The sequence below is a fragment of the Rhizobium mongolense USDA 1844 genome, assembly GCF_000419765.1.
GTDB classification, from domain to species: Bacteria; Pseudomonadota; Alphaproteobacteria; order Rhizobiales; family Rhizobiaceae; genus Rhizobium; species Rhizobium mongolense.
In genome coordinates, this window is the sequence record NZ_ATTQ01000018.1 from 36,667 (window position 1) to 50,263 (window position 13,597).

Annotated in this window: 13 protein-coding genes; 4 read left to right on the forward strand and 9 right to left on the reverse strand. The window is 57.1% G+C overall.

Annotated features, from left to right (window positions below; all coding sequences use genetic code 11):
• Positions 1-12 precede the first annotated feature (12 nt).
• Both A3C3_RS0127300 and A3C3_RS0127305 read right to left on the reverse strand, forming a co-directional pair.
• The gene (locus tag A3C3_RS0127300; protein ID WP_028740050.1) at positions 13-693 is read right to left on the reverse strand and encodes a PIG-L deacetylase family protein; all 681 of its coding nucleotides are present in this window, start codon (positions 691-693) and stop codon (positions 13-15) included.
• A gap of 91 nt (positions 694-784) precedes the next feature.
• Positions 785-2,113 (reverse strand): polysaccharide biosynthesis/export family protein, encoded by a 1,329-nt coding sequence (locus A3C3_RS0127305; protein ID WP_145611613.1) that lies wholly within the window; start codon positions 2,111-2,113, stop codon positions 785-787.
• Between the two features lie 317 nt (positions 2,114-2,430).
• On the opposite strand from A3C3_RS0127305, the gene A3C3_RS0127310 reads away from it, so the two are divergent.
• Genes A3C3_RS0127310 through A3C3_RS0127325 form a run of 4 tightly spaced genes read left to right on the forward strand, consistent with a single transcriptional unit; the run spans position 2,431 to position 7,272 of the window.
• Positions 2,431-3,744, forward strand: a complete 1,314-nt coding sequence (locus tag A3C3_RS0127310; RefSeq protein WP_022717752.1) for a UDP-N-acetylglucosamine 1-carboxyvinyltransferase — start codon at positions 2,431-2,433, stop codon at positions 3,742-3,744.
• Positions 3,741-4,775 (forward strand): UDP-N-acetylmuramate dehydrogenase, encoded by a 1,035-nt coding sequence (gene murB, locus A3C3_RS0127315; protein WP_022717753.1) that lies wholly within the window; start codon positions 3,741-3,743, stop codon positions 4,773-4,775. The genes A3C3_RS0127310 and murB overlap by 4 nt, the downstream gene beginning before the upstream one ends.
• A complete protein-coding gene (locus A3C3_RS0127320; protein ID WP_022717754.1) occupies positions 4,775-5,773 on the forward strand; it encodes a glycosyltransferase in 999 nt (332 codons plus the stop codon). The genes murB and A3C3_RS0127320 overlap by 1 nt, the downstream gene beginning before the upstream one ends.
• A gap of 56 nt (positions 5,774-5,829) precedes the next feature.
• Positions 5,830-7,272, forward strand: coding sequence for a lipopolysaccharide biosynthesis protein (locus A3C3_RS0127325; RefSeq protein ID WP_167521912.1), 1,443 nt, complete (start codon positions 5,830-5,832; stop codon positions 7,270-7,272).
• Between the two features lie 174 nt (positions 7,273-7,446).
• Here the strand turns inward: A3C3_RS0127325 and A3C3_RS0127330 are convergent, their stop codons facing one another.
• Genes A3C3_RS0127330 through A3C3_RS0127360 form a run of 7 tightly spaced genes read right to left on the reverse strand, consistent with a single transcriptional unit; the run spans position 7,447 to position 13,545 of the window.
• Positions 7,447-8,442, reverse strand: a complete 996-nt coding sequence (locus A3C3_RS0127330) for a dihydroxyacetone kinase subunit DhaK (protein ID WP_022717756.1) — start codon at positions 8,440-8,442, stop codon at positions 7,447-7,449.
• Positions 8,443-8,501: 59 nt separating this feature from the next.
• Positions 8,502-8,912, reverse strand: coding sequence for a hypothetical protein (locus A3C3_RS0127335; protein ID WP_022717757.1), 411 nt, complete (start codon positions 8,910-8,912; stop codon positions 8,502-8,504).
• Position 8,913: 1 nt separating this feature from the next.
• Positions 8,914-10,521, reverse strand: a complete 1,608-nt coding sequence (locus A3C3_RS0127340; RefSeq protein ID WP_022717758.1) for a putative PEP-binding protein — start codon at positions 10,519-10,521, stop codon at positions 8,914-8,916.
• Positions 10,505-10,849: an HPr family phosphocarrier protein gene (locus A3C3_RS0127345; protein WP_028740054.1), complete on the reverse strand. Its 345-nt coding sequence runs from the start codon at positions 10,847-10,849 to the stop codon at positions 10,505-10,507. The genes A3C3_RS0127340 and A3C3_RS0127345 overlap by 17 nt, the downstream gene beginning before the upstream one ends.
• Entirely contained in the window at positions 10,849-11,250 is a 402-nt protein-coding gene (dhaM, locus tag A3C3_RS0127350; RefSeq protein WP_022717760.1) for a dihydroxyacetone kinase phosphoryl donor subunit DhaM, read from the reverse strand. The genes A3C3_RS0127345 and dhaM overlap by 1 nt, the downstream gene beginning before the upstream one ends.
• Positions 11,247-11,861 (reverse strand): dihydroxyacetone kinase subunit DhaL, encoded by a 615-nt coding sequence (gene dhaL / locus A3C3_RS0127355; RefSeq protein ID WP_022717761.1) that lies wholly within the window; start codon positions 11,859-11,861, stop codon positions 11,247-11,249. The genes dhaM and dhaL overlap by 4 nt, the downstream gene beginning before the upstream one ends.
• Positions 11,862-11,889: 28 nt before the next feature.
• Positions 11,890-13,545, reverse strand: coding sequence for a dihydroxyacetone kinase subunit DhaK (locus A3C3_RS0127360; protein WP_022717762.1), 1,656 nt, complete (start codon positions 13,543-13,545; stop codon positions 11,890-11,892).
• Between the last annotated feature and the right edge of the window lie 52 nt (positions 13,546-13,597).

Below are 13,597 nucleotides of genomic sequence, written 5' to 3' on the forward strand. Positions count from 1 at the left end.
CTGGTTCCTGCGTCACAGAACCTGACGAACCATCACGAAGGCTTCCGCTGCTTGACTGAAGACGGTTGCGCCGCGCAACGTCGCAAGCGCCCTCAAGGTTTCAATAGCGCGCTCATGTGGGGTGGGCCGGAGCTGCGATTGAAAGGCCGACATCGCTTCCAATTTGGTTTCGAGATGCTCCTCGATATCGATGAAGACATGTGGAATGAAACTGGGCGTCACATAGGCCGCGTTCCAATTTGTCTCCGAGAGCGTCTCATATGCCAGAATCAATCTCGGATATTGCTCCTGATGAGGTCTTGCCGCCACGAGCGCAGACGTGAAGACGATCTGATGATCGACATGCATGTCTCCGACGAAAGGGAGGAGAAGCGTTTGCGGGGAATATGCCGACACGATTTCGAACAACGCGCGGTTCAAATCGGAGACGGCCGTCTCGGCCAGGCCGGCTGCAGGGAAACCCATCCAATCGGTTCTGCCGACACCAAGGATCGCGTGCGCCCGGCGCGCCTCTTCCCTCACGCGAGATACGGCCTCGGATGCGTAATGCGGCGGCTTACCCTCGGTTACGATGACGATCCGAACTTCGGCTCCCTCCGAAGCGAGCCGTGCAATTGTGCCACCTGCCCCGAGGACCTCGTCGTCCGCATGGGGCGCGATGACAAGCGTCCTACCGAAGACGTCGCTCAACATGTGTGCGCCGCCTTTGTCCATCGGTTTTCGATCCCGCGTTCATATGGGGAGGTGGCGCTGATGCTCGGGTCCACGTTCGCTCCTCGGATTGTTACATGCCCGCGATCGAGACGGCGACGACATCCCCCGGAAGCAGCTCCGTGAATGGCGCACCATCGATCACGGTATTGACCCCGCTCTTGGGGCGGCGAACCTCGTAAGTGAAGGAGATCTGGTCGCGATTTCTTTCGTCCGCGGCTACCGAAGCAATGAGATAGAACTGCTCTTCGGCGGATTGGCGCGTGGATTCGAGCTTCTTGATCGCCGCTTCGCGCTCCTGGAGCTTCAGCAATATGTCTTTCTCCCGATCTGCCTGCAGTTTCGCGAGTTCCAGCTTGAGATTACCGAGTTCGCGTCTCGACCGGGACGTCTCCGCGTATATCTCCAGAAGCTGGGTTTTCTCATTCGAAGTCGTATTCTTGACCCGCGCGATCTCGGTCTCCGTATTCAGTTCGCGTTTGCGTAGCGCGGTCACACGTTCAAGATCTCGCTCGTTCATCTCGACGACGCCTTTTTGCTCGGTTTCAAGCTGAGCGAGAATCTTCAGACCTGCCTCTGTTTCGGCAATCCCTTGTGTCAGAATCTGGATTTGGGCCTGTGTCGTGATCAGATCGGTCTTCAGGATCTTCTCTTCGATTTCGAGCACGCTCTTGAGAGATGTTCTTTGGAGATAGGGGCGAGCGCTTTCTGGAGCGTCTTGCAAATCGATGGTTTCGGCACCGTGTAACTGGGCGACCAAACGCGCTGCATAAATCGCTTCATGGACGATTTCCACCTCGGCGCCGTCCATCACCCCACGCAATCGTGCGCGAGCCATGATCTTGTCAGCCGCACTCGACGCCGCCGTCAAAGTTCCACCTGCAAGGCCGACAGCCTGTTCGACCGTCAAGCCCGGATAAAATGGAAAGGATCCGGGGTTTTTGACCTCGCCCAGAACAAAAACCGGCTTGTAGGTCGCTATGTTCAAAGCAATTTTAGGATCGACCAATATCTGCCGATTCATGTATTCGGCCCGTAATTTTTCCAGCGCCTGGTTAACACTGAGCCCGCCGATCTCAACGCCGCCGACCAAGGGAAATTGCGCAGCCCCGTCCGCATCAACTGTCAACAGGACTGGCAGTAGGGCGTCGTCAAGAAAATCAAAATTGACGACGTCTCCGGGCTGCAGCTGGTAAACCTCTGATCGCGTATCAGTCGCGACCGCAACAAGCATTGCAATGGCGACCCAAGTAGCCCGGCGAGAAGCATTGCGTTCGCCGGAAACTGCGCCGCTTTTCACCCAAGGATGAGCTGACATCATGTCCCCCATTGACGCACTGGTTGTCGCGCAACCGACGTGGATTCGATCTCTATCTAAGAAAGCTGTTACTTTTAACGTCAAGTAAATAAATGTTAAACGGCGCACTAGATATTATAGAAGCGTCTATATAATTTGGGCTATGATGTTTTAATCATATAGCCCATCAGTATTATATTCGGCTAGATGCGCTATGTCTGCAAGACAATTTAAAAGTGTATTTATTGTATCGCATTATTCGATTTTTAGGAAATGTTTATTGCTTTTTAAGGTTAGATTTTTTGCCAGTAATATTCTAACATGAGGATATGCCGTTATACCTGCGACCAGCTGATGCGCATTACTGATGCTCTGTTGAATCCTAGCCAGTCGATATCGAGAGCCTCACCAGGAGTTGAGAGATGCTCATTGAAACCAAAGCTGAGTTGGGAGCGTATCAGCCACTTTCTCAAACACACAGCGAACGGCAAGTGTCGAAATATCGCGTCCATGCGTCCCGCCTCGAAGGGGAAGTCTTAGTCAGTGGAGCGAAGAATAGCGTCTTGCGTCTTCTCGCAGCCTCGCTGCTGACATCTGGTAAAATCGAGATCTCGAATTACCCCACGATGCTCTTGGACGCCCAAGTTCATCTTGGGATGCTGGAGGCGCTTGGAAAGCATTGCGTTGTCGACGGCGACATTGCCTATATCGAGGAAATTGTTCCCCCGCCGTCGGAGTTGGTGTGGAGGGGACGCTCAATTCGCAACACACTGTTGATATTGGGTGCCCTAACGGCTCGTACCGGGAGAGGCTCTGTGCCGCTGCCGGGTGGCTGCAAACTCGGCGAACGAAAGTATGACCTGCATGTTATGCTTTTGGAGGCACTTGGTGCGACCGTTACAGAAACAGACACCTATCTCGAAGCCTATGCACCGAAAGGTCTGACAGGCGCCGACATCCGTTTGCCGATCCGCTCAACCGGCGCTACCGAGAATGCTCTTTTGTGCGGCGCATTGGCCCGTGGTGTTACGACCGTTTGGAACCCGCATATCCGTCCTGAAATAATCGATCTGATCTCCATGCTTCGAACGATGGGCTCGAAGATCAAGGTGTTCGGTCAGGAGCGTATCGAAATTGAAGGTCGAGAAGGGCTCACAGGTGTTCGACATAGGGTCATTGGCGACAATATGGAAGCTCTAACGTGGTTGGTCGGGGCGTGTATCACGAACGGCGACGTTGAGATCCATGGCTTTCCGCTATCGGACTTGGAGGTCCCCCTCATACACCTCAAGGAAAGCGGCGCGCGTGTCTATACTGGTCAAGAGAGCATAATCGTTCGCGGCGGCAACTGTTATCCTGTGGAGATCAGTACGGGCGCCTATCCAGGGATAAATTCGGACATGCAGCCTCTCTTTGCAGCGTTCGGCGCTATGTCACGCGGAGAGAGCAAGATAATTGATTTGCGCTTTCCGGGACGCTACCTCTACGCGGAAGAGATGGGTTTGATGGGACTTGACTATTCCATCGAGGATAATCTCCTGCGCATTCGCGGCGGGACCAGGTTGCGTGGCGCGGAAGTTACAGCACGTGATCTTCGCGCAGGCATCGCCCTGACGCTGGCCGGTCTCGTCGCCGACGGAGAGACGGTCGTGCGCGATGCCTGGCAAATAGAACGTGGCTACGATCGATTCATCGAGAAAGTTACATCGCTGGGTGGGGACGTCCTCGCCGAATGAAGACAGGCGGAAATGGCGCGTTGGTCACCGTGGAACTGACTGTGAACACTCCTCAGATATCAACCAGGAATATTTCGTCGCTTCTCGGGAAAATCAGGAACGTTGAGATTTCAACTCAGGTCCCGCTGAAGTATGTCGGGCGATGGCAAATTGGCGGGCCGGCTGACGTCGTGGTCGAACCGCTCGATGCGCGCGCGGTCAGCGAGGTTTTGCAGTGCCTCGGTGCGGAAAAAGTGCCATTCTTGGTGATTGGCGATGGCACGAACCTACTCTTTGATGATGCAGGTTTTCGAGGTGTTGTTCTGCGGATCGGCCGTAGAATGTCGCAGATTGCAATCAACGGTACACACGTCGTCGCTCAAGCCGGAATCTGGACGCCTGTTTTTGCCCGAAAAGTCGGATGTGCGGGATTGACAGGTGCGGAGCATACGGTGGGAATTCCTGGAACGCTGGGCGGCCTGGTTGTTATGAACGGTGGCAGCCAGAGAAAGGGGATCGGCAGCAACCTAGTAAGGGCAACCGTCGTCGACATTGATGGCAAGGTGAACATCTTGGATCGAAACGCATGTGAATTCTCATACAGAAAATCCAACCTGCAGCGGCCGGACCTGGTTCTCCTTGAGGCAGCTTTTGAGTTTGCCACCGCCAACAAGGCGGACGTGCGAAGGAGGATGATTGAAATTATGGTGTCGAGACGAAAGAAATTCCCCCTTCGCCTCCCAAACTGCGGCTCCGTTTTCCTCAGTGACCCCAAGATGTATGACGTGGTTGGCCCCCCCGGAAAAGCGATCGAGGATGCTGGCTTGCGGGGACGTCGCATAGGTGGAGCTCAGATTGCCCCCGGTCATGGTAACTTTATCGTTAACCTCGGCGGTGCAACGAGCTCGGATGTGCTGGGCCTGATCGATTTAATAAGAAGGACGATTTTTGAACGAAGCGGCTTTTTAATGGACTGCGAAGTTCGTCACGTTCGTCCCGACGGACTGCTCCAACCAGCTCATCTTTCGGTTCAATCAGGAAAGTGGATTTGATGCCTCGCGTGGTCGTCGTGTCCCCATACTACAACAGGGCTCATTTGGTCGATGAGACTGTCAAGGCAATTCGTGATCAGACATATCAGGATCTCGAGGCTTACTTCGTTGACGATGGGTCGCAAGACGGCACCTATCATGCACTTTTGAAATATAAGTCGGATAAAATCCGCGTTTCGACGCAACCCAATGTAGGGTTCACGCGGACTATGATTTCGACGATCGCTTGCACGGATAGCGAATTCATCGCGGTGCAGGGATCAGGCGATATATCCTATCCAACGCGGCTGCAGAGCCAGGTTCGATTTTTAGACGAGAATCCCGACGTCGTTGCAGTGGGCTGCTATCGGGAAGTCGTATCAGACATAGCTTCGAGGAGTTACGTTGTTAAGCCGCTCGTCCATAAGGATATAAAAGTACAACTCTTTAACGGCAATCCTTTTTCGCAGGGCGAGGTCCTTATGCGGCGCTCTATATATGAAAGAGCTGGGGGATATAGACCATTCTTCGTATATCGCCAGGATCTCGATCTGTGGCTGCGCATGACGGACTATGGGAGTATGGCCGTCGTTCCCGAGATTTTATACAAGGCTTGGAAGCGCAAGGATTCCGTAACCGGCGATCCGCGCAAGTTAGCAGTGGCGATGAGCTGCAGAGATTTCGCCTTGTATTGTGCGCGAGAGCGCATGGCAGGGAGGCCCGATCCCTTGGACACGAATGGGCCGATTTCCGCGTTGATGCGGCCGCGGTCAAAGGATCTTGCGACGAGCCTCGCCTCAGAGGCCAGGCGGCGAGCCTTAATTGGGCTGGAAGATGATGCAAGGCATTTGCTAAAGGCAGCTTTTAACGAGAAACCAGTCATCTCAGCTTGGTTTACGCGCGTCATTTTATTCGCTCCGTGGCTGAGGCCACTGGCTCCGCTTGCCAATCGTCTTATGCGCCTACTCAAAGGCTGGGCGCCAGCGCCCGGCGCGGACAGGGCCGCTCGATCTAGATGATTTCGTCAGAGCCCGAAAACAAAGGTCTCAGTCACAAAGTCCGATCCGAGGTCGCGATGACCTCGATATTCCAAGGCGCAGGCATAGCGATCGACTTGGCTTACATGGCCATTCTATCACGCCTACTGTCGCCGGCGGATTTTGGCATCATGGCAACGGCGATCTTGTTCCTCTCATTTTGCAATCTTCTGCGTGAAATCGGAATCGGCGCGACGATCGTTCAATTGCCAAGCCTCACAGAAGTTGAGCAGCGGACGGCACTGACGTTAGTGCTGATCTCGTCGGCCATTCTCTTCCTTTTGGCGCAGGCTTGTGCTGCGCCATTTGCGCGATTCATGAACATGCCCGCTTCAGAAGATGTTGTTAGAGTATTGTCGTTCATCATCATCGTTCAAGCATTTACCTCCATATCTGAGGGCCTGCTCTTACGCCGACTGGAGATGCGCCGTATCCGAATGAGTGAGATTGCGGCCAAGACACTCGCATACGGCACGACCGGCATCGGTTTGGCATTCGCGGGCTTCGGATATTGGTCCCTTGCTGCGGCATCGATATGTGAGGCCAGTTTCCTGTCCTTCGTTCTGGTTTACGCTGCTCAGCCGAACCTTCGACCGATATTTGATAGCCAATCCAGCCGTCGCCTTATGGGAATGGGATCTGGCTTTACTGCATCACGTGTAATCAACTTTATCGCGCTTCGCGCAGACATCACCATCGTCGGCCGATCTTTGGATGCAGTTCACCTTGGACTCTACTCACGAGCATATCGTCTCATGAGTCTGCCGACGGACGTTTACGCCCGTATAGCGGATCGGGTCGTTTTTCCTGCGATGGCGCAAGTGCAGTCTAACCCAGAGCGGCTCAAGAAGGCATACCTGCGAGGCGTTGGTCTAACCGCTCTTTTTGGAATGCCAATGAGCGCAGTGATCTATATTCTCGCTCCGGAAATTGTTTTGTCTCTGCTCGGCAAGCAATGGGAGAAGGTAATCCCCGTGTTTTCCTTCCTCGCTATCGGAATGTACTTTAGGTTGGCTTCACGAGTGAGCGGGTCTCTGCTGCGCGCAACGGCGGCCATACGCGCGCTCATACTATCGCAAGCTGTTTATGCGTGCCTGACAGTATGCGGCACTTTGTTGGTTGTAGAGTATGGACTATCAGCAGTGGCGACAGCAGTGGGGCTTGCAATTTTTGTATATTTTTGCGTAATCACCGCGTTTGCCTGCCAAGCGGCCCGCGTCTCGCTCATGGAGTTAATCATAGAGCATCGATACGGTATGCGTGTATCGGCTATGGTTGGCATTCCTTGCTTTGTCATCGCTTACGTGCTGCGGCTCGAAAATGCGCATGCGAGCATCGTACTATTTTCCGAGATCTTGTTTCTGGGCCTCTTTTCGCTTTGCTTCGCATATCGCATGCCGATCAATCTAATTGGCAAAGAGGGTGCTGAATTTAGCGGCCACATGCGCAGTGCAATTCGTTCAATGCTGCGCTTCGGTTGAGGCGCGTCTTTCGCCTCCAGAAGGCACATGACGACTGCCTGCCATCAGCCGGTTCTGCGCTGTTGCGGTGGGTCTATGCCGCAAAGCTCAAAACCGCAGCCTAAAACGGATTCTTTCCTTGAACACTGCGCCGAGGATACACGGCGGGGGGCGTAAGACAGCGGCATGCCCCTGTCACGGCGACAAATGCAGCGCTGCCGTTGCCACCGGCGAGTCCCATAGAGCGATCTCGTCGTCGGTCAGCAAAGCCAGTGTGACCGACAGGCCCTGCATATCGAGCGAGGTGACATAGGTGCCGACCAGGGCGCGTTCGACGTGAACCAGCCGCTCTTCCATGAAACGGTGAGCGGCGTTGTAAGCAAGGTAGAGTTCGGCCGGCGGGGTGCCGCCAAGGCCGTTGACGAAGAGCAAGGCCTTCGTATCCGGCAGGATGGAGATGTCTGCGGAGATTGTTTCGCAGAGATGACGGATGATGGCATCGGCGGCCAGGAGGCGTTGTCTCGAATGGCCCGGCTCCCCATGGATGCCGACGCCCATTTCCATTTCGTCTGTGTTCACTGAAAATGTCGTACGCTGGATCTGAGGTATCGTGACTCCGCTGAGCGCCACCCCCATTGTCCGGATACGTCCGTTCAGCCGGTCGCCGATCCGCTTCAATTCCTCGAGCGGCAGGCCCCGTTCAGCAGCCGCACCAATGATTTTCTCGACGACCAGTGTGCCTGCAACGCCGCGGCGTCCTCGGCCTTCGCCGGTTCTCCCCGCCTCGATATCGTCGCTGACGATGACAGTTTCGATCCTGTGCCGGTGGGCGGCCATTTCTATCGCCATCTCGAAGTTCATGATGTCGCCGTCATAATTCTTGATGATGAGCAGGCATCCGGCACCTGTGTCCGCCTCCTCGATGGCGCTCACGATCTGGTCGGGCGTCGGCGAGGTAAAAATATGCCCGACGCATGCCGCATCCAGCATTCCCTTGCCGACAAATCCGATATGCATAGGCTCATGGCCGGCGCCCCCACCGGAGATGAGTGCGACCTTACCTGGTGTGAAGTGTCGACGGCGGACAAATTTTCGCCCTGCGCCGAACACGACGAATTCCCCATGGGCGCGCACGAAGCCTTCCAGGCTTTCGGCAACCATGGTTTCCGCAGTGTTCATGAACTTCTTCATCCAGCCCTCCCCAAGACGGCGATATGTTTGCGGACCTCAGCCGGTCCGCGAAATGCCGATCAATCCGTTCCTCCGGAAAGCGCGGCGATCTTCTGCACCAAATCAGAGATCGCCTCCTCCAGCAGGCGGTTTTTCCTCTCGTCGCCGAAATCCGGAACCATGATGGAAAGTTGCCGCAACTTTTCGGAATAGCCAAGCTCCGGAAGTTTCCCCGGATGCGCCGTTTGATAGGCGTTCAGGAAACGCTCCTGTTCGGTGGTACTGAAGTGGCAAACCCGAAAAATCGTCGCCAAATGCCGGGCCGGCAGCGGTGTCGCATAGGTCGGGCTTGTGATCTGCGTAACGAAGCTTCGGTGTTTTCCGAGCTCCGTGGCAAGCCGCTGGCGTGTCCCGGAGGGGCGATTGTCGATGATCTGCGCCAGGATGGACTTGTAGGCGATAATGGCGTCTTCGGTGTCGTCGCGCGCCATTTTACTCTCCGGCTGCCTTTGTTCCATCGGCTCTTAAGCCGACGATCGCCGATCTTATCGCGGGAAGTTGTACGGGCGCCACGGAAAAGTGCCGCAAGCCGATCGCAAGCAATCCCGGAAGCCATTGCGGATCGCCCGCGATGTTTCCGCAGATGCTGACAGGTTTGCCGCGCTTTGCCGCAAGTTGCATCGCTCCTTCAAGAAAACGAAACAGCGCCGGTATGGTGGCGCTATCAAAGATCGTCGAATTGGCGCCGTCGCGAGAGGAAGCGGCGAGATGCTGTGTGAGGTCATTGGTTCCGAACGAAAAGAAATCCGCGGTTTCAAAGGTGTCCAGCATCAGTGCCGCGGCCGGCACTTCCACCATCATGCCGATCGGAGGGATGAGGTGAGGCATGCCGCGTTTGGCGAGCCGCACGGCTTCCTCATGAAATATGCTCCGCATCTCGTTGATCTCTGAGGGAAAGGTCACCATTGGCAGCATCACGCGAAGATCGCCGTGGACTGCGGCACGCAGCAGGGCGCGTGTCTGAACGCGGGCAATTTCTGGATGTGCGAGCAAAAGCCGGATGCCCCGCAGATCCGTTGCTGGTCCGGCAGGCGGCAAACCGAGCCCGGCAAGCGGCTTGTCGCCGCCGATATCCAGCATGCGGACTATCACCGGCTTGCCTGCCGCCCATTTCAGGACGTGATGATAGATGTCAATCTGCTTCTCTTCGCTCGCCGCATCCGCGACCGACGAGACCGCAAATTCCGACCGCATCAATCCAATGCCGGCGGTCGTCACGGGCTCGACTGAGGCCAGTTCGGCCGGGTCGTTGACATTGATCGACAGCAGGATTCGTGTGCCATCGGCCGTGCAGACTTCGCCATTGTCACAAGGACTTGCATCCGTGAACCTGGAAATCGATTGCGGGGAAGCAGATTCGGCGCCTGCACCGTCGGCATGGACGGTGACGGCGCCGCTATCGGCATCGACACGAATATAATCGCCTTCCGAAACGGTGAAACGCCCAGCGTTGACGACCATGGGGATCGATTTCGCCCGTGCGAGCAGCGCGACGTGGCCGATGGCACTGCCATTGAAGAGCGCGATGCCTCCGCCCCCCGACCAATCATGTGCCAGGAAGCGGCTCGGCTCCATATCCCTGCCAACGAAGATCGAGCCGGACGGAAAGTCCGCGATGGGTGTTCCGGCCAATGCACAGAGCACACGGTTCTTGATGTCCAGGATATCGACGGCGCGCGCCCGTACCTGCTCTTCGTCTGCCGTTTCCAATTCGCCGATGTAGTCGCCGAGCGTACCCGCCCATGCGAAAACGATATTTTCTCCGGCATTCATACGCGCTTCAGCCATCTCCGCTATCGTCGGGTCGCGAAGAACTTCGATCTGAAAATCGATGATGTCCCGGCTTTCGGCGTCCGACCTCCCGGCAAGGGCTTCAAGCTCGCCGACCGATGATTCGATGGCGTCGATGAGCGCCTGATATCCTGAAGCGGACTGCAGTTGAGACGAGGGGGTGGGACCGGGCAGTTCCGCCAGATGCACCGGTCCGTAGGCGACGCCGGAAGAAGCGCTCGTTGCTTTTAGCCTATCCCATTCGGCCATGTTTCTTGTCCTCGTCGAAATTGCGTTCGACGAGTTCCTTCAATTCCTTGATTGCCTCTTCCGCCAGAATGCCGTCAGCTCTTATGCGTAGAACCGATCCCTTGCGGATTCTGGCGCTCATGATCTTGATAATGCTCTTGCCGTTCAGCCAGACATCGCTGCCGTTCACCGCGACTTCGATCGAACATGGGAACGACTTTGCTAGCCGGGTGAATGTCACGGCCGGGCGCGCGTGCAGTCCAACGCCATGCTTAACTTCCACGTCCGTCTGGCAGCTGACATGCAATCGTTTAGCCTCCGTCGTCTCTATTCGCAATTCACTGCTCATCAGGGTGAGAGCTCCTCGGCTGTGGCGACGACTTTTGCCAGCGAAGCACCGCCGGAGGCTTCCGCCGCCGCGATGACGGCGCCTTCCACCAAAGGGGCGTTGCAGATCGCAACGAGCGCCGACCGCGGCGTGCCGAGCATCTCGATCGCCATCTCGCTGTTCGTTTCCGCCCCGCCGAGATCGACGAAGACGGCGACGCCTGCATCCGACCAGGCCGCTTCAATTGCCCGCAGGATGCCGCCAGCGTCGGTGCCGAGCTCTCCGCGAACATTGCCTCCGGACCAGGCGAGCGGCACGCAGTCACCCACCATCTGCCGCACCATGTCGGCAATACCTCGTGCGACCAGCGGCGAGTGGGAGACGATTACGATTCCGACGTTTGCGGTAGTTCCAGTCGTCATATTCGATGGTTCTCCCCGAAGTAATGGCAGATTGCCGTGGTCAAAAGCGCGCAGCTTGATGCCCCCGGATCAACATGACCGATCGAACGATCGCCGAGATAAGACGCGCGGCCGCGCATGGCCTTCATGGCGGCGGTCAGATTGGCGGAGAGTTCGGCACGCCGCGCGACATCGATCAGCGTCGAAGATTGGGCAAGCGCATCCTGTACCGGATAGAGCACGTCGAGCAACGTCTTGTCGCCTGCATGCGAACGTCCGCGCCTTGCAACCGCATCGATCGCCTTTTTCAGCACGGTCGGAAAATCGTCAGTCCCGTCCCGGGCGCGCAGCTCCCGGCCGATTTCCATCAGCAGTGTCCCGTAAAGAGGACCCGCAGCACCGCCGACATTCATCACCAAAGTCATTCCTATCTTCTCCACGGCATCGGGGAGGGGGAGCTTGGAAAGGGCAGCCCCTTCCGCGCTCACCGCCTCGCATCCGCGCTGCATGTTGCTGCCGTGGTCTCCATCGCCGATCGCGCAATCAAGCGCGCAAAGATGATCGGTGTTTGCCGTGATGACCGCCCGGCAAGCTTCGATCAGTCCCAAAACAAGCACCGGTTCTGCCTGCACCTCGTATCCTCCCAACGGCGGCGCGTTTTTACGCCATGGCTGTCGCCGCAATGGCTGCCGCGACCTCGAATGCGCCCGCGACCGCCACCGCACCAGGATCCGGCACGCCCTCGAGATCCTTCTCTCCGACATACGAGGCGCGTCCGGCCTTTGCCTTCTTCATCGCCTTCGTCGACTCCGCACCTGCCACGGCCGCCTTCGCGGCCGCCGCGACGCTGCCGGAGGTGAGCGCTGCGAGCGCCGGGGCCAGCGCATCGACCATCGTGCGGTCGCCGATCCCGGCTCCACCATAGAACGTCATCCGATCGAGCCCGGCAAGAAGGGCCGCGGCGATATCGGCTTTTGCCGCCATAGCCTTGGCTGCGGCGGTGAAGAAGATCGACAGCAGAACGCCGCTCGAGCCCCCCATGCTGATACTGAGAATGTCGCCGACCGAAGCCAGGGTGGCGGCGGGCTCCTTGAGCGGCAAAGTGTCGATGCGGGCAAGCACGCTGCGAGCGCCGGTTGCGACCGTGGAGCCAGTGTCTCCGTCGCCAACGCGGCCGTCTAAACGGTTGAGCTCGCCTTCGAGCGAGATCAGGTGCTCGCAGAGTGCTGTTATCAGGCGACGGCTCGGGTCGTCGTCGCTGGCCACGGCTGTTCCGTTCGGATTGGCGCCTGTCTGGGGAGCCGCAATGACCTTGATCCCATGATGTTCGACTGCAGGTACCCAGGCATGGGGTTCGACCGGCGCCGTCAATGCCGCCTCGCGGGTGCCATCCAACCGGATCAGCGAGAGCGAGAAACCATTCATGTTGAGCGCCGTCATCATTGGCGCCGGCCCGATAATCAATTTGACGCAACGTGCGAAGGGGGAAGACAGGACGGTATGGGCGATCACGCCCATTTCCAGGGGCGGGACGGCGCCAAGATTGTTGATGAGCAGGGCGTGGCTTCGCGTATCGTCCACCTTTGCGGCAAGCCGCTCGGTCATAGTGGCAACGATATCGGCGACCGGTTGGAGTGCGATACGTTCGGCGCCTGGTTCCCCATGGATACCAAGGCCAAGTTCGCCCTCGTTCGCGCCAAGGCGGTCCTCATGCGACTGACCGGGTACACTGCAGGTCGAAAGCGACATCCCGAGCGAGACGATGTCGGTTGCTGCGGATGTAGCGTGTGCGGCGACCGTCTTCAGATCCGATCCGATCTCGGCGTAATATCCGGCAATCTTGTGAACGAACAAAGTGCCGGCGACGCCGCGCGGTTGGTTGATATCCGGGATCGCGATGTCGTCCGCGACAATGACCATCTCAACGTCGAAACCTTCGGCGCGGGCCTTTTCGGCCGCGAGGCCGAAATTCAAGCGGTCGCCGGTATAGTTCTTGACGATCAACAGGGCTCCCCTGGGTCCAGTAACGGCGCGGATCGCCGTCAGGACCGCGTCGACGCTTGGCGAAGCAAAGATCTCCCCCGATACAGCTGCCGTCAGCATGCCCTTGCCGACGAACCCGGCGTGCGAGGGCTCATGTCCCGCACCGCCGCCTGAAATGATTGCCACTTTCGAATGGCCCCAGTCCGCGCGCAATATCACCTTGATTTCAGGGAATGTGTCCAGACGGACAAGGCGGCTCGGGCCGCTTGTGAGCAGCAGGCCGTCCAGAGCTTCTGTGACGATGTCGTTCCGACGATTGAAGAAATGTTTCATTGATTGAGACCCGTCTGTTTTTTGCATGCCTGCTTTGGTTCAGTTTCTTCGT

Excerpts from the sequence above, each read along its gene's own strand:
- A3C3_RS0127300 (WP_028740050.1), bottom strand. The coding sequence starts at position 693 with ATGTTGAGCGACGTCTTCGGTAGGACGCTTGTCATCGCGCCCCATGCG.
- A3C3_RS0127310 (WP_022717752.1), top strand. The coding sequence starts at position 2,431 with ATGCTCATTGAAACCAAAGCTGAGTTGGGAGCGTATCAGCCACTTTCT.
- murB (WP_022717753.1), top strand. The coding sequence starts at position 3,741 with ATGAAGACAGGCGGAAATGGCGCGTTGGTCACCGTGGAACTGACTGTG.
- A3C3_RS0127320 (WP_022717754.1), top strand. The coding sequence starts at position 4,775 with ATGCCTCGCGTGGTCGTCGTGTCCCCATACTACAACAGGGCTCATTTG.
- A3C3_RS0127325 (WP_167521912.1), top strand. The coding sequence starts at position 5,830 with ATGACCTCGATATTCCAAGGCGCAGGCATAGCGATCGACTTGGCTTAC.
- A3C3_RS0127330 (WP_022717756.1), bottom strand. The coding sequence starts at position 8,442 with ATGAAGAAGTTCATGAACACTGCGGAAACCATGGTTGCCGAAAGCCTG.
- A3C3_RS0127335 (WP_022717757.1), bottom strand. The coding sequence starts at position 8,912 with ATGGCGCGCGACGACACCGAAGACGCCATTATCGCCTACAAGTCCATC.
- A3C3_RS0127340 (WP_022717758.1), bottom strand. The coding sequence starts at position 10,521 with ATGGCCGAATGGGATAGGCTAAAAGCAACGAGCGCTTCTTCCGGCGTC.
- A3C3_RS0127345 (WP_028740054.1), bottom strand. The coding sequence starts at position 10,849 with ATGAGCAGTGAATTGCGAATAGAGACGACGGAGGCTAAACGATTGCAT.
- dhaM (WP_022717760.1), bottom strand. The coding sequence starts at position 11,250 with ATGACGACTGGAACTACCGCAAACGTCGGAATCGTAATCGTCTCCCAC.
- A3C3_RS0127360 (WP_022717762.1), bottom strand. The coding sequence starts at position 13,545 with ATGAAACATTTCTTCAATCGTCGGAACGACATCGTCACAGAAGCTCTG.